Annotated in this window: 21 protein-coding genes; 6 read left to right on the forward strand and 15 right to left on the reverse strand. The window is 63.2% G+C overall.

The window, feature by feature from the left end; genetic code table 11:
- Positions 1 to 29 precede the first annotated feature (29 nt).
- The 5 genes from era to ABID26_RS02405 all read right to left on the reverse strand — a co-directional run bounded on the left by era (position 30) and on the right by ABID26_RS02405 (position 3,495).
- Positions 30 to 962 carry a GTPase Era gene (gene era / locus ABID26_RS02385; RefSeq protein WP_435528536.1) on the reverse strand — a complete coding sequence of 311 codons (933 nt, stop codon included), beginning with the start codon at positions 960 to 962 and terminating at the stop codon, positions 30 to 32.
- Positions 947 to 1,663 carry a ribonuclease III gene (gene rnc / locus ABID26_RS02390; RefSeq protein ID WP_126101216.1) on the reverse strand — a complete coding sequence of 239 codons (717 nt, stop codon included), beginning with the start codon at positions 1,661 to 1,663 and terminating at the stop codon, positions 947 to 949. Before rnc ends, era begins: the two co-directional genes overlap by 16 nt.
- Positions 1,664 to 1,667: 4 nt before the next feature.
- Positions 1,668 to 2,417 carry a signal peptidase I gene (gene lepB / locus ABID26_RS02395; RefSeq protein WP_126101217.1) on the reverse strand — a complete coding sequence of 250 codons (750 nt, stop codon included), beginning with the start codon at positions 2,415 to 2,417 and terminating at the stop codon, positions 1,668 to 1,670.
- A gap of 80 nt (positions 2,418 to 2,497) precedes the next feature.
- Entirely contained in the window at positions 2,498 to 2,911 is a 414-nt protein-coding gene (acpS, locus tag ABID26_RS02400) for a holo-ACP synthase (protein ID WP_059189099.1), read from the reverse strand.
- Complete coding sequence (locus ABID26_RS02405; RefSeq protein WP_126101219.1) at positions 2,908 to 3,495, reverse strand: DUF2062 domain-containing protein; 588 nt, start codon at positions 3,493 to 3,495, stop codon at positions 2,908 to 2,910. Before ABID26_RS02405 ends, acpS begins: the two co-directional genes overlap by 4 nt.
- Before the next feature lie 213 nt (positions 3,496 to 3,708).
- Between ABID26_RS02405 and ABID26_RS02410 the strand changes: the two genes are divergently transcribed.
- Positions 3,709 to 4,080, forward strand: coding sequence for a GNAT family N-acetyltransferase (locus tag ABID26_RS02410; protein ID WP_292301648.1), 372 nt, complete (start codon positions 3,709 to 3,711; stop codon positions 4,078 to 4,080).
- A 139-nt stretch (positions 4,081 to 4,219) separates the two neighbouring features.
- On the opposite strand, the gene ABID26_RS02415 is transcribed toward ABID26_RS02410, so the two are convergent.
- The 4 genes from ABID26_RS02415 to rpoZ all read right to left on the reverse strand — a co-directional run bounded on the left by ABID26_RS02415 (position 4,220) and on the right by rpoZ (position 8,124).
- A complete protein-coding gene (locus ABID26_RS02415; RefSeq protein WP_292301710.1) occupies positions 4,220 to 4,600 on the reverse strand; it encodes a VOC family protein in 381 nt (126 codons plus the stop codon).
- Positions 4,601 to 4,675: 75 nt separating this feature from the next.
- Complete coding sequence (gene pyrE / locus ABID26_RS02420) at positions 4,676 to 5,254, reverse strand: orotate phosphoribosyltransferase (protein ID WP_292301650.1); 579 nt, start codon at positions 5,252 to 5,254, stop codon at positions 4,676 to 4,678.
- 68 nt (positions 5,255 to 5,322) lie between these two features.
- The gene (locus tag ABID26_RS02425) at positions 5,323 to 7,551 is read right to left on the reverse strand and encodes a RelA/SpoT family protein (protein WP_126101223.1); all 2,229 of its coding nucleotides are present in this window, start codon (positions 7,549 to 7,551) and stop codon (positions 5,323 to 5,325) included.
- Positions 7,552 to 7,722: 171 nt separating this feature from the next.
- Entirely contained in the window at positions 7,723 to 8,124 is a 402-nt protein-coding gene (rpoZ, locus tag ABID26_RS02430) for a DNA-directed RNA polymerase subunit omega (RefSeq protein WP_040972027.1), read from the reverse strand.
- Between the two features lie 301 nt (positions 8,125 to 8,425).
- Here rpoZ and ABID26_RS02435 point away from each other — a divergent pair, with 301 nt between their 5' ends.
- The gene (locus ABID26_RS02435) at positions 8,426 to 9,007 is read left to right on the forward strand and encodes a LabA-like NYN domain-containing protein (protein ID WP_126101224.1); all 582 of its coding nucleotides are present in this window, start codon (positions 8,426 to 8,428) and stop codon (positions 9,005 to 9,007) included.
- Entirely contained in the window at positions 9,004 to 9,675 is a 672-nt protein-coding gene (locus ABID26_RS02440; protein ID WP_435528538.1) for a uracil-DNA glycosylase, read from the forward strand. The genes ABID26_RS02435 and ABID26_RS02440 overlap by 4 nt, the downstream gene beginning before the upstream one ends.
- A gap of 19 nt (positions 9,676 to 9,694) precedes the next feature.
- Here the strand turns inward: ABID26_RS02440 and ABID26_RS02445 are convergent, their stop codons facing one another.
- Positions 9,695 to 10,168: an Lrp/AsnC family transcriptional regulator gene (locus tag ABID26_RS02445; RefSeq protein ID WP_126101226.1), complete on the reverse strand. Its 474-nt coding sequence runs from the start codon at positions 10,166 to 10,168 to the stop codon at positions 9,695 to 9,697.
- Between the two features lie 150 nt (positions 10,169 to 10,318).
- Between ABID26_RS02445 and ABID26_RS02450 the strand changes: the two genes are divergently transcribed.
- Positions 10,319 to 11,224: a DMT family transporter gene (locus tag ABID26_RS02450; protein ID WP_354413655.1), complete on the forward strand. Its 906-nt coding sequence runs from the start codon at positions 10,319 to 10,321 to the stop codon at positions 11,222 to 11,224.
- A 44-nt stretch (positions 11,225 to 11,268) separates the two neighbouring features.
- On the opposite strand, the gene ABID26_RS02455 is transcribed toward ABID26_RS02450, so the two are convergent.
- From ABID26_RS02455 to dapA, 3 genes are read right to left on the reverse strand one after another with little or no spacing between them, the layout of a single operon-like run.
- A complete protein-coding gene (locus ABID26_RS02455) occupies positions 11,269 to 12,003 on the reverse strand; it encodes a glycoside hydrolase family 25 protein (protein WP_245460037.1) in 735 nt (244 codons plus the stop codon).
- Between the two features lie 43 nt (positions 12,004 to 12,046).
- Positions 12,047 to 12,526 carry an SsrA-binding protein SmpB gene (smpB, locus tag ABID26_RS02460; protein WP_041002108.1) on the reverse strand — a complete coding sequence of 160 codons (480 nt, stop codon included), beginning with the start codon at positions 12,524 to 12,526 and terminating at the stop codon, positions 12,047 to 12,049.
- Between the two features lie 25 nt (positions 12,527 to 12,551).
- On the reverse strand, positions 12,552 to 13,433 hold the full coding sequence (gene dapA / locus ABID26_RS02465; protein ID WP_292301659.1) for a 4-hydroxy-tetrahydrodipicolinate synthase: 882 nt from the start codon (positions 13,431 to 13,433) through the stop codon (positions 12,552 to 12,554).
- Positions 13,434 to 13,734: 301 nt separating this feature from the next.
- On the opposite strand from dapA, the gene ABID26_RS02470 reads away from it, so the two are divergent.
- Together ABID26_RS02470 and ABID26_RS02475 are read left to right on the forward strand one after the other, a co-directional pair.
- Complete coding sequence (locus ABID26_RS02470; RefSeq protein ID WP_292301661.1) at positions 13,735 to 15,777, forward strand: lytic transglycosylase domain-containing protein; 2,043 nt, start codon at positions 13,735 to 13,737, stop codon at positions 15,775 to 15,777.
- Positions 15,778 to 16,101: 324 nt separating this feature from the next.
- Complete coding sequence (locus tag ABID26_RS02475; RefSeq protein WP_292301663.1) at positions 16,102 to 16,995, forward strand: alpha/beta fold hydrolase; 894 nt, start codon at positions 16,102 to 16,104, stop codon at positions 16,993 to 16,995.
- A 256-nt stretch (positions 16,996 to 17,251) separates the two neighbouring features.
- Here ABID26_RS02475 and ABID26_RS02480 read toward each other — a convergent pair whose 3' ends face one another.
- A complete protein-coding gene (locus tag ABID26_RS02480; RefSeq protein ID WP_292345072.1) occupies positions 17,252 to 18,325 on the reverse strand; it encodes a tyrosine-type recombinase/integrase in 1,074 nt (357 codons plus the stop codon).
- Positions 18,326 to 18,568: 243 nt separating this feature from the next.
- Positions 18,569 to 19,762: a porin gene (locus ABID26_RS02485; RefSeq protein ID WP_292345071.1), complete on the reverse strand. Its 1,194-nt coding sequence runs from the start codon at positions 19,760 to 19,762 to the stop codon at positions 18,569 to 18,571.
- Positions 19,763 to 20,052 lie beyond the last annotated feature (290 nt).

Here is a 20,052-nt window from a genome sequence, read left to right on the forward strand (position 1 = left end):
CGCCCGAATCCGCTTAAGCGCGACGTGCTTTAATGCGGAAACTCCAGTCCCATCTCGCGGTAGCGCTCGGGGTCGTCGCCCCAGTTCTCGCGCACTTTCACGAACAGGAAGAGGTGCACCTTCTGCTCGAGGATGTCGGCGATCTCCGCCCGCGCGGCCTGGCCGATGGCGCGGATCGTCTCGCCCTTGTGGCCGAGCACGATCTTCTTCTGGCTGTCGCGCTCGACATAGATGACCTGCTCGATGCGCACCGAGCCGTCCTTCTTCTCTTCCCATTTCTCGGTTTCGATATGGGAAGAATAGGGAAGCTCCTGATGCAGCCGCAGATAAAGTTTCTCTCGCGTAATCTCGGCCGCGAGCTGGCGCATCGGCAGGTCGGAGATCTGGTCTTCCGGATAGTACCAGGGCCCAACGGGAAGCGTCTCGGCGAGATAGTCGAGCAGATCCTGGCAGCCGGAGCCGGTGAGCGCCGAGACCATGAAGGTGCGCTTGAACGGCACGCGCTCGTTCGCTGTCGCCGCCAGCGAAAGAAGCGTCTCCGGCTTGACGCGGTCGACCTTGTTGAGGACGAGCAGCATCGGCTGCCTGACGTCCTTCAGCCGGTCGAGAATGGCGTCCGCATCGCCTCTGATGCCGCGCTCGGCATCGATCAGAAGCACCACGACGTCGGCGTCCTTGGCGCCGCCCCAGGCGGTGGTGACCATCGCCGTGTCCAGCCGCCGCTTCGGCTTGAAGATGCCGGGCGTGTCGACGAAGACGATCTGCGCATTCTCATGCGTGGCGATGCCGCGCACGATCGCGCGCGTCGTCTGCACCTTGTGGGTGACGATCGAGACCTTGGCGCCGACCAGCTGGTTGACCAGCGTCGACTTGCCGGCATTGGGCGCGCCGATCAGCGCGACGAAGCCGGAGCGCGCGGCGGGTGCTTCAGGAGCTTCGGTGCCGGTCATGCAGCGCTCCATACGCCTTCGCGCAGCAACAGGGCCGCGGCCGCGGCCTGTTCGGCCTCGCGCTTGGAACGGCCGCTGCCGATGGCCGGCGCAAAGTGGCCAACCTTGACGCTGACGGTGAACAGCGGATCGTGATCAGGTCCCTCGCGAGCATCCACCCGGTAGGCCGGGACGGCGCCCGACGCCGCCTGATGCGCCCATTCCTGCAATTCTGTCTTGGCGTCGCGGCGGGCAGCACCGATCGCTTGCGAGCGCGGCTGCCAATAGCGGTGGATGAACGCGCGGGCAGTCTCAAGGCCACCATCCAGATAAAGCACGGCAATCAGCGATTCCAGCGCGTCGGCACGCAGATTGGTGCGCTTGCGACCCTCGAGGTTGCGCACGTCGGAGCCGGCGCGGACCAGTTCCGGCAGGCCGATCTCTTCGGCGATCTCGGACAGCGCCTCGGCATTGACCAGCGCGTTGAGGCGCAGCGACAACTCGCCCTCGGCCGCGTCGGGGAAGGCAGCGAGCAGCATATCGGCCACGACAAGGCCGAGAACGCGGTCGCCCAGGAATTCGAAGCGTTCATAGTCGACGCCGGCATGGGTCGAGCGCGCGCTGGCATGGGTCAGCGCGCGCTGCAGGCGCTGGCGGTCGGCGAAGGCGTGGCCGGTGCGCTCGACAAGCGCTTCGGCAAGGGCATCGGCGGTTAAACGCTTGGTGGCCGCCATCGCTCTAGTGGACGAAATGGAACAGGCGCCCGACGCGCATCAGCGACGGCCACTTCCAGACTTCCAACGGGCTCGCGCCATCGGCGATCGAGAAGAAGATGACATTGGCGCGGCCGACAAGGTTCTCGGCCGGCACGAAACCGACGGTGAAGCGGCTGTCGGAGGAATTGTCGCGGTTGTCGCCCATCATGAAATAGTGGCCGGGCGGCACGTCGAACTCGCGGGTGTTGTCGCCGATCGAACTGGGCGTCAGGTCGAGCGTGTCATAGGTGATGCCGTTGGGCAGCGTCTCGCGGTAGACGTCGACCGGACGGTCGACCTCGGTGATGTCAGGGTTGTTGATCTCGCCAACCTTTTCGCGCGGCACGGCGGTGCCGTTGATAATGAGCTGGCCGTCCTTGACCTGGATTTTGTCGCCAGGCAGGCCGACGACGCGCTTGATGTAGTCGACAGACGGGTCCGGCGGGAACTTGAACACCACCACGTCACCGCGCTTGGGCTCCGAGCCCCAGATACGGCCGGAGAAAATGTTGGGACCGAAGGGCAGCGAGTAGCGCGAATAGCCATAGGCCCATTTGGTGACGAAGAGATAGTCGCCCTCGAGCAGCGTCGGCCGCATCGAGCCGGACGGGATGGAGAAGGGCTGGAACAGCAGCGTGCGGATCACGAGCGCGAGCAGCAGAGCCTGGATGATGACGGAGAAGGTTTCGCCAAGCCCGCCGGATTTCTTCTGCGATTTTTCAGCCACGCTCATGTCGTCCTCGATTGTGCGTTGGTTGGTATAGAGTCTCGGCGCGCGCTGGGCAACGTCATGCCGCCCGTGGTCAGATGGAATCAATGTGGCGCTTGTTCGGCGGGTACGGCCTCGATGATCACAAAGGCTTGAGCAAGCGGAAAATCGTCGGTGATGGTGAGGTGGATCAGCGCACGATGGCCCTTGGGCAGGATTTTCTCCAGCCTGGCGGCGGCGCCGCCGGTCAGCGCCATGGTCGGCGCGCCGCTAGGCAAATTGACCACGCCCATGTCGCGCCAGAAGACACCCTCGGCCATGCCGGTGCCAAGCGCCTTGGCGCAGGCCTCCTTGGCGGCGAAGCGCTTGGCGTAGGAGGCTGCACGCGCCGCGCGCTTTTCCGATTTTGCCTGCTCGACCTCGGTGTAGATGCGCTGGATGAAGCGCCGGCCGTGCCGCTCCAGCGACTTCTCGATACGTCTGATGTCGATCAGGTCGCTGCCGATGCCGATGATCATTCCGCGGGCACTTCCCGTCCGCCGGCGCGCTTGGCCTTCTCGGCCCGCTCGGCCATGCGTTTCTTCCGCTGCTCGCGAAACACGGTCATGCCCCAGCGTGTGATGCCATAGAAGATCAGCCCGAAGATCAGGCCAAGCGGCACCGCGCCGAGGAGCATCGGCTCCAGGATCGGGTGCCACAATTTCGCGAAGGAAAGCGTATGCATCATTTCGCCGAGATGCTCGGGCGGCCCGTGCTTGGGCAGGCGCTCATGCAGGATGAGCTTGCCGGTTTCCCAGGAGGCGCCCCAAAGCAGCGGGAAGGTCAGCGGATTGCCGAAGAACACCGCGCCGAGGGCGGCCGCCACCAGATTGCCGGCGATCACCCAGCAGAGCACGGCGGCGATTATGAAGTGGAAGCCAAGCGGGAAGAAGGAGGCGAAGACGCCCGCCGCGACGCCGGCCGCCACGGAATGTGGCGTCGCTTTCAGCCGCAGGATGCGCTTGGAGAAATACTGCACAGAGCGCGAGAACGAGCGGCGCGGCCAAAGATAAGTACGCACCCGCTCTAGGAGGCCATCAGGCTCTCGGCGTCGAAAAAGCACTCTGTTTCAGTTCCTGGTCCAACACACGCTCCCCTGCCACCCGGGTCGCGACAACATATCTTGCGCTTCGAGGGCGCAGGAAGGCAACAAAACTTTGATATAGCGACGGCCAGGCCGCGGAACAATCAAACGCCGCCGCGATGGTCTGCCGCAGGCTGTAACAAAAGCGCCATTCTGGCGAAACTGAGGAAAAACAACCGGGATGCGAAGCCGATGATCACCATTCGACCGGCGCGGTCCGGCGACGCCGATGCATTGCCCGATATCGAGCAGTCCGCCGGGCTGGCGTTCCGCGATATCCCGGACCTCGCCTGGCTTGCCGATGGCGACAATGTGAGCGCCGAGCGGCAGAGCGCGCTGATCGCCGAAGGCGCATGCTGGGTCGCCGCCGATGACCAGGACCGACCGGTGGGCTTCCTGAGCGCCGGGCTCGAAGGCTTTGCGCTGCACATCTGGGAGCTCGACGTGCGCCTCGACCGGCAGGGTTCGGGCATCGGCAGCGCCTTGCTTGAACGGGCAATCAAGGACGCCAGGCGGCGCGGACTGGCGGCGGTGACGCTGACCACGTTTCGCGACGTCGCCTGAAACGCGCCCTTCTACCGAAAGTTCGGATTTCACATCCTGGAAGGCGCCGAGATCGACGAACGGCTCGCAAGCCTGCTTAGCGGCGAGGTCGAGCACGGCATGCCCGCCGCCCGCCGCTGCGCCATGAGATTCGACCTCGCTAAGCCAGATACTCGCTGACCTCGACCAGATTGTCGTCTGGATCGCGGAAATAGACCGACATCATCCTGCCACGGGCGCCAGTGCGCTCGACAGGGCCGATTTCGATCGTCACGCCGTTGGCCGCGAGACTGGCCTGGATTTCGGCAAGAGGCACTGCCGCAACGAGGCAGAAATCGCCGGAGCCCGGCGTCGGCGTCCTTGCCTTCGGCTCGAAAGTGCGGCCGACCTCGTGCAGGTTGATCTTCTGCGATCCGAACAAAAGCGCGGTCGGCCGGTTCGGCTCGTCCAGCCGCCGCATACCCAGGACGCGCTGGTAGAAGTCGCAGGCCGCTTCCACCGAGCGGACCGTCAGCACGAAGTGGTCGATGCCGGCGATCATCGCGATCTCGACCCGCATCGCTGGCAAAGAAATTCAAACAGCGCGCTCAAGAGCTTGTTTTCACACATCGCGACTTCAGATGTTGCGGCTGCCGGGCTTGACGGCCGGGATGACGGCAAGCTCCGGCGGCAGGCGGTCCGGCGGATAGGCCGGCACCTCATATTCGGCGAGCGCGATCAGCGGCACGCCGACATCGGTTTTGCCGGCCGAGCGGTCGATGATGCAGGCGGCCGCAACCACTTCGGCACCGAGCTCGCGCAGACAATCGATGGTCTCGCGGATCGACAGACCTGTTGTGACGATATCCTCGACGATGACGACGCGCGATCCCTTGGCGATCTCGAAGCGGCGGAGCCTGAACTCGCCGCCTTCCCGCTCGACCCAGATCGCCGGAATGCCGAGATGGCGCGAGGTCTCGTAGGCCGGGATCAGGCCGCCGATCGCCGGGCCGACGACGTAATCGATCCTGCCCGGCACACCTTTTCGGACCTTCTCGGCCAGCGCCTTGCACAGGCGCTCGGTCTTGTCGGCATGCATGAAGACGCGCGCCTTCTGCAGGAAAATCGGACTGCGCAGACCCGACGTCAGGATGAAATGACCTTCGAGAACCGCGCCGGCCTCGCGGAAAATGCCCAGCACTTCGTCAGTGTTCATTGTTCGCTCCATGCCCTCGGCGAATGGTGAATGGTAGTGGGAGCACCTTCTATTTCACTATTCACTATTCATCCATTCACGCGCCGCGCGTCGCTGACGCTCGAATTGTCCTTGAGCTGCGACAGCAGCCGATTGAGATGCTTGAGATCCCAGACTTCGAGATCGATCAGCATCTCGGTGAAATCGGGCGCGGTGCGCACCATCGACAGCGTGTGGATGTTGGCGTCGTTGGACGCGACGACCTGCGCTATGTCGGCGAGCGATCCGGGCGCATTGATGGCGGTGACCGAGATGCGGGCCGGGAAGCGCTCCTTGGTGCTCTCGTCGATGTCCCAGCGCACGTCGATCCAGCGCTCGGGCTGGTCGTCGAAGGCCTGCAGCGCCGGCGACTGGATTGGATAGATGGTGATGCCGGTCCCCGGCTGGATGATGCCGACGATGCGGTCGCCGGGCACCGCCCCTTCCGGCGCGAAGCGCACCGGCAGGTCGCCGCGCACGCCGCGGATGGGCACGGCGCCGTCGCGCTGCTGGTCCTTGCCCTTGCGCGCGGCGCGGCCAGGCATCTGGAACAGCATGCCGGCGGCGTTGCGGATCTTCGACCAGCCCTCCTCGCGCTGCTTGGGCGCCGCGACGGTGACGCGCTCGTCCTTATAGTCGGGGAACACCGCCTTCATGACGTCGGCGGATGCAAGCTCGCCGCGCCCGACGGAGGCCAGCACATCCTCGATGTCCTTGCGCGCCAGCCGGTGCAGCACCGGCTTCAGGCTCTCCTTGGCAAAGCTCTTGCCGGCGCGCTCGAAGGCGCGCTCCAGGATGCGGGCGCCGAGCCCCGAATATTGCTTACGGATGGCGTTCTTGGTGGCGCGGCGGATGGCGGCGCGCGCCTTGCCGGTGACGACGACCGATTCCCAGGCGGCGGGCGGCACCTGCGCCTTCGAGCGGATGATCTCGACCTCGTCGCCGTTCTTCAACTCCGTCATCAGCGGCATGATGCGGCCATTGACCTTGGCGCCGACGCAGGTGTCGCCGACATCGGTGTGGACGGCATAGGCGAAGTCGATTGGGGTGGCGCCGCGCGGCAATGCAATCAGCATGCCCTTGGGCGTGAAGCAGAACACCTGGTCCTGGAACAGCTCCAGCTTGGTGTTTTCGAGGAAATCCTCGGGGTTGTCGCCTTCGGCCAGCTGCTCGATGGTGCGGCGCAGCCAGGCATAAGCGTTGGTCTCCTTGGAGATCGCGTGCGCGGCGCCGTTCGCCTTGCCGCCCGTGTCCTTGTAGATCGAATGCGCGGCGACGCCGTATTCGGCGATCTTGTTCATCTCGCGGGTGCGGATCTGCAGTTCGACGCGCTGGCGTGACGGGCCGACGATGGTGGTGTGGATCGAGCGGTAGTCGTTCTGCTTCGGCGTCGAGATGTAGTCCTTGAAGCGGCCGGGCACCATCGACCAGGCGGTGTGGATGGCGCCGAGCGCGCGATAGCAATCCTCGACCGTATCGACGACGACGCGGAAGCCGAAGATGTCGGAGAGCTGCTCGAAGGAAAGCGCCTTGGCTTCCATCTTGCGAAACACCGACCACGGCTTCTTCTGCCGGCTTTTGACGCTGGCCTTGATCGCATGCTTTTCGAACAGGCCCGACAGCGCCTTCTCGATCTCGTCCAGCACGCCCTTGTTGCGCTCGAAGATTTCGGCGAGCCGCGCGGTGACCGCGCGATAGGCTTCCGGATTGATGTAGCGGAAGGCGATCTCTTCCAGTTCCTCGCGCATGCCTTGCATGCCCATGCGCCCGGCGAGCGGCGCATAGATGTCCATCGTCTCCTCGGCAATGCGCAGTCGCTTGGACTCGGGCATATGGTCGAGCGTGCGCATGTTGTGCAGGCGGTCGGCGAGCTTCACCAGTAGAACGCGAATGTCCTCGGAGATCGCCAGCAGCAGCTTGCGCAGGTTCTCGGCCTGCTCGGCCTTCTTGGAGACGAGGTCGAGCTTCTTCAGCTTGGTCAGGCCTTCGACCAGCTTGCCCATTTCGGGGCCGAACAGCTCGTCGATCTCGGCCCGGGTCGCGGTCGTGTCCTCGATCGTGTCGTGCAAAAGGGCGACGGCGATCGTCGCCTCGTCCATGTGCATTTCGGTGAGGATGGCGGCGACTTCCAGCGGATGCGAGAAATAGGGATCGCCCGAGGCACGCTTCTGATGGCCATGCTTCTGCATGGCGTAGACATAGGCCTTGTTGAGCAGCGCCTCGTTTACGTCTGGCTTGTAGCGCTGCACGCGCTCGACAAGCTCATACTGACGCATCATGGGCGGGATCTCGCGGTGCTGAAATGATTGATGCGCCGCACCGGCGTGCGACGCATCCCATAGATAGCCACGAAACTGACGATACGGAAGTGCCGGATGCTTGATCCAGGCGGCCTCCGGAGCTTTTCAGAATCCGCTCAACTATCGGCTGAGCGGAATTATCAAAAGCTCTTAGTAGTCGTCGCTCTTTTCCGGCGGCACCAGACCCTCGATGCCGGCGAGCAGGTCTTCCTCGCTCATCCTGTCGAAGGCGATGTTCTCTTCGGCATCGTCGGTGTCGGCAGCAGCGGTGGCGGCGCCGGTCTGGTCGGCAATCGCCTCGCCGTCGGCCTCCGGCTCGTCCACCTCGACATGCTTCTGCAGCGAATGGATCAGGTCTTCCTTGAGGTCGTCGGGCGACAGCGTCTCCTCGGCGATCTCGCGCAGCGCGATGACCGGGTTCTTGTCGTTGTCGCGAGGAACGGTGATCTGCGCGCCCTGGCTGATCTGGCGGGCACGGTGGCCGGCCAGCAGCACGAGCTCGAAACGGTTATCGACCTTGTCGATGCAATCTTCAACGGTTACGCGGGCCATGGACTGCCCCTTTCATGCGTGGATTTGATGGAAAACTGGCGGGCTCCATAACAAGGACGCCGCCGAAATACAAGCATTATGGCGGCAGCGACCAGCCACGACCCGCTTGCCCGGCTCAACAACCGGACATCGTCCCGCCGTTCACATAGTGCCGATCACAATTGCTTGCAATCCGCGTTCGCGCCCTTGGATATCCATAAATCTGGCGTTATCTCGAATGGGACGGCAAAGAGGGACCATTATCGGCCTGCCCGTCACGCGCATTTAGACGACAGCAATTTTCGAAAAGGGATGTTTTTCAATGTTCGATCCCCGTGAAAAGATCGCTCTTTTCATCGACGGCGCCAATCTCTACGCCACGTCGCGGGCGCTGGGCTTCGACATCGACTACCGCAAGCTTCTCGCGAGCTTCCAGAAGCGCGGCTATCTGCTCCGGGCTTACTACTACACCGCGCTGGTCGAGGATCAGGAATATTCCTCGATCCGGCCGCTGATCGACTGGCTGGACTATAACGGCTTCAAGGTGGTGACGAAGCCCGCCAAGGAGTTCACCGACTCGACCGGCCGGCGCAAGATAAAGGGCAATATGGACATCGAGCTCACCGTCGATGCGCTGGAGCTCGCCGACGTCGTCGACCACTATGTCATCTTCTCGGGCGACGGCGACTTCCGCACTTTGGTCGAGGCGCTGCAGCGACGCGGCCGCAAGGTATCGATCATCTCGACCATGGCCTCGCAGCCGCCGATGATCTCCGACGATTTGCGCCGCCAGGCCGACCATTTCATCGACCTGATGACATTGAAGAACGAGGTCGGCCGCGACCCGTCGGAACGCCCGGCTCGCCGGCCTGAGCCGGCTGAAGCCGACGAGGACGACTATTGAGAGCGGCGGCCTTGAGCGCCGCGGCTTCCCCCGAACCCGATCGCGATTGCCCGCTCTGCCCGCGGTTGCACGACTTCATCGCCGCCTGGCGCGAGCGCGAGCCGCGCTGGTTCAACGCGCCGGTGCCGACCTTCATGCCGCCGGAGGGCGAGGACTCGGTCAAGCTTCTCATCGTCGGCCTGGCGCCCGGCCTGCGCGGCGCCAACCGAACGGGGCGTCCGTTCACCGGCGACTATGCCGGCGACCTGCTCTACGGCACGCTGATCGCGCAAGGCCTGGCGCGGGGGGAATTCAAGGCAAGGCCGGATGACGGGTTGCAACTGGTCGGCACCGCGATCACCAATGCCGTGCGCTGCGTGCCGCCGGAGAACAAACCGGTCGGCGCCGAGATCGCCACCTGCCGCACCTTCCTCAAGCCGACCATCGCGCGCTTCCCCAATTTGCGCGCCATCCTGACGCTGGGCTCGATCGCGCATCAGTCGACGGTGCGGGCGCTGGGCGGGCGCGTCGCCGCCCTTCCGTTCCGCCATGGCGGGCGCCAGGAGGCCGGCGGCATCACGCTTTTTTCCAGCTATCACTGCTCGCGCTACAACACCAACACCGGCGTGCTGACGGAAGACATGTTCGTCAACGTGTTCAGGGAGATCGCGGCGTTCCTGCAAGGCTGACAAGACGGCCGGCCGGGTTTCATACCGGCAACAGCGCGTCGGGTTTTACGTCGCCGATCGAGGCATAGGTGTGTGTCTCCTTTACCCCCGGCAGCGGCAGGATGACCCGCTTCAGAAAATCCTGATAGGCGGCCATTTCCGAAATACGAGCCTTCACCAGATAGTCGAAGCCGCCGACGACCATGTGGCATTCCAGAACTTCGGGCGCCTTGCTCACGGCCTCGGCGAAGCGATCGAAAATATGAGGTGCCGTGTGATCGAGCCGCACCTCGATGAAAACAAGGGTGCCGCGGCCGATCTTTCGCGGATCGAGCACGGCCCTGACCGCGGTGATGAAGCCCTCCCGAAACAAACGCTTCACTCGCTGACTGGCGCCCGTCGGCGAGAGGCCGACTCGGGCAGCGAGATCGAGAGTCGTGCGGCGTCCGTCCTCCTGCAGCAGCCGAAGCAGGCTGCGGTCGATATTGTCGAGATCGCCTTCTTCAGAATTCACGCCAAGGATGCCTTTCCCCAGTGAATCTCACTTAGATACTGCGAAAGTAACGTATTTCATCGCTGTTTTCTAAGCAATAGCCTGTGCTTCACCAAGCTAGGCCGAGGCGGTTTCTGCTTCGTGCGGAGAGAGCGACAGGCAGATACGAAGATGGCATGGGACCGCAATACGAGGCTGGCCATCATCGCGGGCCTGGGTATGATCGGCATCTACGCCGTGCAATTCGTCGCCGCCCGCTTCAGTCTCAGGGACCATCTGACGTCAACCGATCTGGCAACCCTGCGTTTTGTCGGTGCCGGCATGATCCTGCTGCCGATCGCCTGTCGAAGCGGCATGGCGGCGATGCAGGCGTTGGGTTGCAAGCGCGCCCTGGCGCTTGCGGCACTGGCCGGATTGCCATACCCGATCATCATCAACTGGGGGCTGACCTATGCGCCTGCAGCGCATGGCGCGGCGCTCTGTCCGGCGTCGATTGTCTTCTTCTCGTTCTTGCTGTCGCAAATCGCGGCCACCGAGAAGGCCTCGCGCCAACGAACCATCGGCGTCGTCGTGATCATTGCTGGCCTGATGCTGTTCATTTCGCCAGCGCATGCAGGCATCGGCGTGGCGGACGTATTCTTCGGCGATCTCTTGTTCATCGGATCGGGTGCGATGTTTGCCAGCTACGCCGTGCTCGTGCGGCGATGGCGCGTCGATCCGGTGACGGCGACGGCAAGCGTCGTGCTTCTGTCATGCCTGCCGCTGCCGCTTGTCTACCTACTTGCGCCGACTGGCCTTCATGCAGCGTCGGCCACCGAAATCGCTATTCAGATCGTCATCCAAGGATTTCTGGCAGGTGCGGCTGCCATGTTTCTCTACACCTTTATCGTCCGGCAATTGGGATCGCAGACAGCATCGCTGTTCATGCCTTGCGTGCCGATCGTGACTGTCATCGTTGGGGCGGCGGTGCTCGGCGAAACGCCGACACGCGTCCAACTCACCGCCATCGCGATCATGGCAGCCGGCATGGCATTGTCAGCTTTGGCCAAACCCATGGCCAAAGCCGCCCTGCCGTGAGGCGCCGCGAGCGGCAAGCGATTGGGACAAATCCGTCCAGGCGATCACGGCGTTCCCGAAGAGGCAGACTGAGGCGCCGGGGCAAACAATTCGCTAAGCCTCGCAGGTCCGCCCTTCAACACATTCAGGTCGACATCGCCGTCGATGCCGTCGACCCGGCCGGTATCGAGGTATTGCCAATAGACCCAATCCTCCTCTTTCGGCGGCATCGCAATCGAGCGCAGCCAGCGCTGGCGAGGCGCGATACGAGCGGCATAGGTCGGCGCCGCCTCGTCGGTGATGTAGATGATGACCGGCTTGCCGTAAGCCGCCTCGACCGGGCCCAAAAATGCAAGCAGTTCCGCGCTCAGCTCGGCGGGCGAAGGTCGATCCGGACAATTGCCGTGGAACTCGATATCGACGACCGGCGGCAAAAGCGGCTCGCCGCGCGGCACGACCGAAAGGAAGTTCCTCGCCTGGTCGGCGCCCGGGCGGCAGAAGGTGAAGAAATGATAGGCGCCAACCGCGAGGCCTGCCGCGCGGGCCTGGCGCAAATTCTCGGCAAAGGCATCGTCGACATGGTCGCCGCCTTCTGTCGCCTTGATGATGGCGAAGGCGACATCGTCGGACGCAACGCGCCGCCAGTCGATATTGCCCTGGTGGTGGGAAACGTCGATGCCTCTGATGGGGAATTCGGCGCGATCCGGTGGGAAAGCGAGAAGCCGCAAAAGGCCTTCTGCCCAGATGGCAAGCGCCAGAAAGACGAAAGCCAGGGCCAGGACGATCAAGCGGTTCCTCAAGCCTTGGCCCCCTGCTCGCCTTGTCCGCATATTGCCGGCGGTTTTATCCACGCTCCTTCAGGAGCCGCCCCTTCTCGCGCGACCAGTCGCGCTGTTTTTCGGTCTCGCGCTTGTCGTGCAGCTTCTTGCCGCGGGCGATCGCCAGCAGCAGCTTGGCGCGGCCGCGATCGTTGAAATAGATTTTCAGCGGCACCAGCGTCATGCCTTCGCGTTCGACGCTTTGCGAAAGCTTGGCCATCTCGCGCTTGCTGACGAGCAGCTTGCGGCGCCGGCGCGGCTCATGGTTGAAGCGGTTGGCCTGGAGATATTCCGGCAGATAGGAATTGATCAGCCAGATCTCGCCGCCCTCGGCGGACGCATAGGATTCCTGGATGTTGGCTTGGCCCTGGCGTAGAGACTTGACCTCAGTGCCGGTCAGCACCAAGCCGGTCTCGATCGTGTCGAGCACCTCGTAGGAAAAGCGCGCCTTGCGGTTTTCGGCGACCGTCCTGTTGTTGGGGTCGGCTTTCTTGACTTGATTCATAATGCGGAGAGGTGGCGCCTCATCCCTAATTTATCAAGCCGGCGTGCTTCATCGCCTGATCGAGCTTCTCGGCGGTCGAAGCCTCGACCGTGACCAGCGGCGAGCGGACCACGTTCTCGACCTTGCCCAGCTTCGACAGCGCGTATTTGGCGCCAGACACGCCCGGCTCCATGAAGATCGCCTTGTGCAGCGGCAGGAGCCGGTCCTGCAGCTCGAGCGCCTTGGCGCTGTCGCCGGAGAGCGTCGCTTCCTGGAACTCGGCGCAAAGGCGCGGCGCGACATTCGAGGTCACCGAAATGCAGCCGACACCGCCATGGGCATTGAAGCCAAGCGCCGAGGCATCCTCGCCGGAGAGCTGGATAAAATCCTTGCCGCAGGTCATGCGCTGCTCGGAGACCCGCTCGACCTTGCCGGTCGCATCCTTGACGCCGGCGATGTTCTTGAAGTCATGGCGGAGTCTGCCCATCGTCTCCGGCGTCATGTCGATCACCGAACGCGGCGGGATGTTGTAGATGATGATCGGCAGCTTGGTCGCCCGTGCGACGGCGGCAAAGTGTTCGTAGAGGCCGCGCTGCGTCGGCTTGTTGTAATAGGGCGTGACGACCAGGGCGGCGTCAGCGCCTGCCTTTTCTGCGTATTGCACCAGGCCGACGGCTTCCTCGGTGTTGTTGGAGCCGGCCCCGGCCACCACCGGCACCCTGCCATTGGCCACCTCGATGCAGACCTTCACGACATGGCGGTGCTCGTCATGCGACAGCGTCGGCGACTCGCCGGTGGTGCCGACCGGAACCAGGCCCTTGGTGCCCTCGGCGATCTGCCATTCGACAAATGCCCGAAAGGCTTTCTCGTCGAAACGCCCGCTCTTTTCGAACGGTGTGACGAGCGCGGTCAGCGAGCCTCTCAGCATATTGTCCAAACTCCTGGAACTTTGTTGGCTATGCATGTCGTTGTCCCAAAACCGGTACCCACTTTTGGGCGACATGCATCTGCGGTTGTCGATCGGTATATTTGCGCGCCTTCTACCCGAAAGCGAAGCCGCGCACCATAGTCTCGACATGGTTCAGCGGCAAGCATCGCAATAATGCCAGCAGGGGGAATTCGAACGGCCTCCATAACCTTTTGTTTACGAGCCTTTGACGACCTGAGTTTAGGCTTCGGCACCGGACCTTCAGCGTCCCTGCCTGCCGACGAGGTGCCAGGATAGAATAATGCCGACGGGGCGGCCTCATCTCTTCGCGCTTCTCAGCGCGGTCGTCGCGCTGATGCCGGGGATGGCGATCGGCGGCAGCGTCGATGCGCGCGCGACGGCGGCGATCCCCGCTCCCGAAACGCCGCAGGTTCCGGGTCGGGTGGAGCCCTCCCCACCTTCGACCGGCATCTTGCAACTGAAGAGCGGCCTCGACGCGCTCGCCGCCAATGACATCGCCCGCGCGCGCAATGCACGCGACTCATTGCCCGCCACGTCGCTCGACCGGCACATCCTGGCCTGGGCGATCGCGCTCTATGGCGGCGACCAGGTGCCGAGCGGCGAGATCGCCGACGCGGCAAAAATGCTGCCTGGATGGCCGGGCACGATAGCGCTGCGCAAGAACAGCGAGCGCGCGCTCTATCGCGAGAACCCGACGCCGCAAGTGGTGGTGCAGGCCTTCGGCCGCAGCCAGCCGCTGACGCCGGAAGGCGTGATGATCCTTGCCCGTTCGCAGGTGGCGCTTGGCAATGCCGCGGCGGCGCGCGCGGTGCTGGTGCCTTTCTGGCGCACGGAGAACCTGGAAGCGAAGTACGAGGCCGCTTTCATCAAGGAGTTCGGCACGCTGATCCCCGCAGCCGACCACCGCTATCGGATGGAGCGCATGTTCTATGCCGATCGGCCGTCCTCGGCGCTGCGTGTCGCAGGCCTCGCCGGGGCGCAACAACTGGCGGACGCATGGGCAGCGGCCGACAAGGGCGACAAGAACGCGGCGAAGCTGCTCAAAGCCGTGCCGGCGGCGCAGCGCTCGGCCGGCTATTTCTTTGCCGAGGCCGAATATCTGCGCAAGCAGCAGAAGTTTGCGGATGCCGCGGCGATCGTGATGAAGGCGCCGACCGACCGCGACGCGCTGGTCGACCCTGACGCATGGTGGGTGGAGCGCCGCGTTCTTTCGCGCGAGCTGGTCGATCAGGGCGACATGAAGACCGCCTACAAAATTGTCTCCATGCATGCGGCCGAGAGCCCGGCCAGCGCCGCCGAAGCCGAGTTCCATGCCGGCTGGTATGCGTTGCGCGGCCTGAACGATCCGGCGACGGCCGCCGCGCATTTTTCGCGCATCGCCGACCTCGCCCAGGGGCCGGCGTCGCTGTCGCGCGCCTATTACTGGCTCGGCCGCGCCGCGGAAGTCGGCGGTCCGGGCAGCGCGAAGGATTACTTCACCCGCGCGGCCGCCTATGGCACGACCTTCTATGGCCAGCTCGCCGGCGAGCGCGTGGGCCTCAGGACCCTCAACATCGTCTACCCGAAGCCGAGCGCCGCCGACCGCCAGAGTTTTGAGGGCCGCGAGGCGGTGAGCGCAATCAAGCGGCTGCAGGAGGCAGGCTATGACCGCTATGCCGAAACGCTCTACCGCGACCTTGCGGGACAGCTGACCAGTCCAGGCGAGCTGGCGCTGCTGGCGATGCTTGCCGAAAAACAGGGCAACCATTTCATGGCGCTGAAGGTCGGCAAGATCGCAGCGGCGCGCGGCATCGATGTCGGCGCGCTGTCGCATCCGTTGGGCGTCATCCCCGATTCGGCCAACATCTCCGGTTCCGGCAAGGCGCTCGCCTACGCCATCGCTCGCCAGGAGAGCGAGTTCAACATCGGCGCGATTTCCAGCGCCGGCGCGCGCGGCCTTTTGCAACTGATGCCGGGCACTGCCAAGCAATTGGCGAAAAAGGCCGGCATGAGCTTTTCGCAAACGCGGCTGACGACCGATGCCGGCTACAACGCGACGCTGGGTTCCGCCTTCCTCGGCGAGCAGCTCGACCGCTTCAACGGCTCCTATGTGCTGACCTTCGCCGGCTACAATGCCGGCCCCAACCGCGCCGCCCAATGGATGGCGAAATACGGCGACCCGCGCGGCAAGGACGTCGACGCCGTCGTCGACTGGATTGAGCGGATTCCCTACACGGAAACAAGAAGTTACGTGCAGCGCGTGATGGAGAATTACGAGGTCTACAAGATGCGTATTTCAGGCAAGTACGACATCGTTGGAGATCTGGTGAACGGAAGGGGTTGAGGAAACGCCAGTGTGATTGCCTTTCTTGTGAAGGCAGGGCGCTCAACTGCGTTCGATCGAGTTCTGTCACACCCCCCTCTGTCCTGCCGGCCATCTCCCCCGCAAGGGGGGAGATCGGATATCGCTTCGGCTTTCGCCAATCTCCCGCGTCGCAGAAAGAGTGCCAAGGCCAAAACTGCCAATCTCCCCCCTTGCGGGGGAGATGTCCGGCAGGACAGAGGGGGTGCTGTCCCGCCAGCGTGTCTGAAGTGCCCTTCCCATGATTTGACCATTCCCGCCCTCGCCTGTAGCTGTCGGTCACCTCAGCGAGGAAGCAGTATTCCGATGGCGAGCAACGGCTTTTCCGACTTCTTCTATGCCGCGCCAGACGGCTTGAGGCTCCATGCCAGGATCTACGGTGAGGCCAACGCTGGCTGGCCGGTCGTCTGCCTGCCCGGCCTCACCCGCAACGCGCGCGACTTCCATGAGATCGCGCTCTACCTTTCAGGCAATGCGAAGGAACCGCGCAGGATCATCGCCTTCGACTATCGCGGACGCGGCCAATCCGACTACGATCCCGATATCGGTCACTATAATGTCGGCGTCGAAGCCGGCGACGTGCTCGCCGGCTTATCGGAACTCGGCATCGAAGAGGCTGCCTTCATCGGCACCTCGCGCGGCGGCCTGATCATCCACGTGCTCGGCGCGCTCAAGCCGGCCGTGCTGAGGGCGATCATCCTCAACGACATCGGCCCGGTGATCGAGGCGCAAGGCCTCGCCCATATCCGCTCCTACCTCGACCGCGCGCCGAAACCGAAGACATTCGCCGAGGCGATCGAAGCGCAGCGGCGGGTGCATGGCGCCGGCTTCCCTGCGCTTAACGACACAGACTGGGCGCGGATGGTGACCGCGATCTGCCGCGACACGGACGACGGCCTGGTGCCCGATTTCGATCCGGCGCTGGTCGATACGCTGGCCGGCGTCGACTTCACCAAGCCGCTGCCGGATCTGTGGCCGCAATTCGAGGCGCTTGCCGCCGTGCCGATGCTCGCGATTCGCGGCGACAATTCGAAGCTTCTGTCTGCGGCCACTCTCGAGGAGATGGAAAAGCGCCATCCCGGCATGGAGGCGATCACGGTGGTCGGCCAAGGCCATGCGCCCTTCCTGGAAACCGGCGAGTTGCCGGAAGAGATTGCTGGGTTTCTGGATAGGGCGGAGGGGCAGGTCAGAACAAAGTAAAACTCAGGACAAGAATTGGTTCAAGAGCGCCAAGACAGTATAGAAAAGCTCTGCGAAGCAAAGATAGTACTTCCAGCAACGACCCAATCGCTGGCTCCCCCTTCTCCCCTTGTGGGAGAAGGGGGAGCCGAAGGCGACGGATGAGGGGTGCTCCAGCTTGGCACTGACGGCACTCCGTCCAACACCCCTCATCCGTCTCGACGCTGCGCGCCGATCCACCTTCTCCCACAGGGGGAGAAGGAATGGCCCGGCGAAGCTATTTGCCCTTCGAGCTCTTGCGGCGCGCCTTGGCCGGTTCCGTTCCGCTCTGCTTCCGAGCAGTCTTGACGGGTGACGGCGCTGTCAACGGCGAAGCAAACACCGAGTTCTCCGCCGAATGCTGCGCCTCATCGGCGCGCGGCTTCTCCAGCACGACGACGCAGCCGTCGAGGTCGTTGGTGGCGAGATGCGCGTAACGCATGGTCATCGACAGCGTCTGGTGGCCGAGCCACATCTGCACGCGCCGGATATCTATGCCGCCCTGGACGAGACGCGAAGCGCAAGTGTGGCGCAGGATATGCGGCACCACCTGCTCGTCGGCGCCGAGACCGACCTCGGCCTTGGCCTCGTTCCAGATGGCGCGGTACTGCGCCTGGGTGAGCTTGGTGAACGGCCCCTTCGGCCGGCGACCTTCGGTCGTCGGCGGCAGCTTGATCACCTCCTTGACCCGTTCGGTCATCGGAATTGTGCGGCTGCGGCCGGATTTGGTGATCCAGAACGAGACGCGGTGTTCCTGGATGTCGTTCCAGATCAGCCCGAGCGCTTCGCCGAGACGGCAGCCGGTATCGACAAGGAAGACGGAAAGCCTGTAAGCATCCTCGCTGCGGCTCCTGAGGGCGGCGAACAGCCTTGCCTCTTCGTCCCTTTCGAGGAAACGAATCCGTCCCGCCCGCTCCTTCTGGCGGCGGAACTCGGGCAGGCTGTGGATATCTCCCATCTTATGAGCCTTGCGCAGCAGCTTGCTGAGTGCAGCCATCTTGCGATTGATGGTTGCGTTGCTGTTCCCGCGCTGGCGCAAGGTACCGATAAGATTGTCCAGGGTGTTCTGGTCAAAGATGCTGAAACGCTCTCCCAGAAGGATCTCGTCTATTTCACCGATGAAAGAGCTGACATTGTATTTATGCCGCCCATCATCCCAGAGTATATCCCGGTATGCTGCAAATAGTTCCCCGATCCTGTGCGATTTTACTTCCCGGATCTTGTTGTAGGTGTACCTAAACTTCGAATTCTGAGAAGAAAATACCGCAAAATGACCAGAGGGCTCCCCCTCTTGAATCGCTTCGTTCGACATTTTTAGCCACACCCCCTGTGGTTAAGCTTTCAGCCCTAACCGTTCGGAGATGTCCTTTCAAGAGTTTTCGAATCTTGCGGTCGACCTCATCCACCGACGGCGGATCCCACAAAGTCGCTTCACAGACCCGATCAGCTTACCGTTTCACCCCCATCCTTTCGTTTGCCTCGACCAATCGCGAAAACAAAAACGGCCCGGGCGTTGATACGCCCGGGCCGGATTTCAGATGTAGCAGTCCAGCCCTTAGAACGAGCGCTGGAAGCGGAGCATCCCGCCGATGGCGTCGTCGTCGCCAGCAGAAATACCGGTCCAGTTGTGATTCGAGCCAAGGGTATCGGGATCGCCGATTTTGCCTGCATTGACGTAGTCGACTTCGGCCGTGATCGTCAGGCCCGGGACAACATCGTAGGCGATGTTGGCGGCGATGCCGAGGTTCTCACCTTCGTCATACGAGACCTGAGCGTTGAACGAGGTCTTCTCGTTGAACTTGTAGGTGCCACCACCCCAGACTGCCCAGTTGCCATCCCACTGCTTGTAGAAGCCGCGACCGCCGGCCGGGAACGCGTAGGTCGGGTCCGTCAGGTTGTCATCGGTGCCGTAGCCGCCGATGATGAAGAGCGAGATCGCGTCGTTGACGTTCACATCCAAACGAACCTTGGTGGCGACTTCTTCATAGTTGCTGTCGTAGGCAACGACGCCGGTGATGGCGCCCCAGCCCTGCGTCCACTTCACACCGCCGACGACATGCGGAACGTAGCTGTCGATCGTGCCCACGCCGTAGTCACCGAACGTGCCGTCGCCCGCGCCTTCTTCGAGCGAGATCACGGCCGAGAAGCCGTTGCCAGCGTCGAAGTAGTACTGGATGACGTTGGTGTCGAAATCGCCGTAGGGAACGAGCGTATCCTGGATGACGTTGCCGGCGTAGCCGATGAACGTATTGAAGGCCGATTCGTCCTTACCGACGCGCAGGCCACCGAGCTGGATCCAAGCGAAGTTCAGCGAAACGGTGTCGCCGTTGCCGGCAGCATTGATGGCCCCGACCGCGCCCGCATCACGGTTGTTGTTCTGGAAGTTGAAGCGGGTCTCGGTGTAGGTCTTCAACGTGCCGAGCTCGGTTTCCTGGCCGGTCCAGGTCTTCAGCGCGAAACGGGCGTGCTTGAACCAGGTGTCGTTGCTGCCGCCGTCCTCAACGTCAGAGGTCGTCGCGCCGTCGAACGAGCCGACGTCGCCGGCGCCGATGTCGTAGCGGACATAGCCGCCGATGCGCAGGCAGGTTTCGGTGCCGGGGATGTAGAAGTAGCCCGAGCCGTACACGTCGCAGATCTTGACGTATTCAGCCGGTTCCGGCTCGGCGACGGTCACCGCGTCGGCGGCGCGGGCGCCGGAAACTGCGATCAGGGCCGCAGCTGAGCCGAGAAGAAGGCTCTTGATGTTCATTTTCTGACCTCCAGTCAAAAGTTAAAAAACGGGTCTGGGTATTTTTTGCTGAAGGACAGCGTTCCCTGCCCCATCCCCACTTACCGAAAAAGATGCGCACCGCGCCGCTCCTTCGAAACTGACCTTTACCCAGGCGGCGGCGTCGTTCAACCACGATCGTATCGGCGAAAGCCCTCTCCGGACGCTATCCCCGGGCGTTGTTGCACAAATGACACGATTTGGCCTCAGTCCGAAAGTTCTCATTAACCATTAAGGGTCGCGTGACCCGTGAATCCGGCCGAATCCGGCGA

Origin of the sequence: Mesorhizobium shonense, assembly GCF_040545255.1 — a bacterium.
Lineage (GTDB): Bacteria > Pseudomonadota > Alphaproteobacteria > Rhizobiales > Rhizobiaceae > Mesorhizobium > Mesorhizobium shonense.

Bases quoted from the DNA above. Each gene is read 5' to 3' on its own strand.
- era (WP_435528536.1), bottom strand. From the start codon at position 962: ATGGAGCGCTGCATGACCGGCACCGAAGCTCCTGAAGCACCCGCCGCG.
- rnc (WP_126101216.1), bottom strand. From the start codon at position 1,663: ATGGCGGCCACCAAGCGTTTAACCGCCGATGCCCTTGCCGAAGCGCTT.
- lepB (WP_126101217.1), bottom strand. From the start codon at position 2,417: ATGAGCGTGGCTGAAAAATCGCAGAAGAAATCCGGCGGGCTTGGCGAA.
- acpS (WP_059189099.1), bottom strand. From the start codon at position 2,911: ATGATCATCGGCATCGGCAGCGACCTGATCGACATCAGACGTATCGAG.
- ABID26_RS02410 (WP_292301648.1), top strand. From the start codon at position 3,709: ATGATCACCATTCGACCGGCGCGGTCCGGCGACGCCGATGCATTGCCC.
- ABID26_RS02415 (WP_292301710.1), bottom strand. From the start codon at position 4,600: ATGATCGCCGGCATCGACCACTTCGTGCTGACGGTCCGCTCGGTGGAA.
- pyrE (WP_292301650.1), bottom strand. From the start codon at position 5,254: ATGAACACTGACGAAGTGCTGGGCATTTTCCGCGAGGCCGGCGCGGTT.
- ABID26_RS02425 (WP_126101223.1), bottom strand. From the start codon at position 7,551: ATGATGCGTCAGTATGAGCTTGTCGAGCGCGTGCAGCGCTACAAGCCA.
- rpoZ (WP_040972027.1), bottom strand. From the start codon at position 8,124: ATGGCCCGCGTAACCGTTGAAGATTGCATCGACAAGGTCGATAACCGT.
- ABID26_RS02435 (WP_126101224.1), top strand. From the start codon at position 8,426: ATGTTCGATCCCCGTGAAAAGATCGCTCTTTTCATCGACGGCGCCAAT.
- ABID26_RS02450 (WP_354413655.1), top strand. From the start codon at position 10,319: ATGGCATGGGACCGCAATACGAGGCTGGCCATCATCGCGGGCCTGGGT.
- smpB (WP_041002108.1), bottom strand. From the start codon at position 12,526: ATGAATCAAGTCAAGAAAGCCGACCCCAACAACAGGACGGTCGCCGAA.
- dapA (WP_292301659.1), bottom strand. From the start codon at position 13,433: ATGCTGAGAGGCTCGCTGACCGCGCTCGTCACACCGTTCGAAAAGAGC.
- ABID26_RS02470 (WP_292301661.1), top strand. From the start codon at position 13,735: ATGCCGACGGGGCGGCCTCATCTCTTCGCGCTTCTCAGCGCGGTCGTC.
- ABID26_RS02475 (WP_292301663.1), top strand. From the start codon at position 16,102: ATGGCGAGCAACGGCTTTTCCGACTTCTTCTATGCCGCGCCAGACGGC.
- ABID26_RS02480 (WP_292345072.1), bottom strand. From the start codon at position 18,325: ATGTCGAACGAAGCGATTCAAGAGGGGGAGCCCTCTGGTCATTTTGCG.
- ABID26_RS02485 (WP_292345071.1), bottom strand. From the start codon at position 19,762: ATGAACATCAAGAGCCTTCTTCTCGGCTCAGCTGCGGCCCTGATCGCA.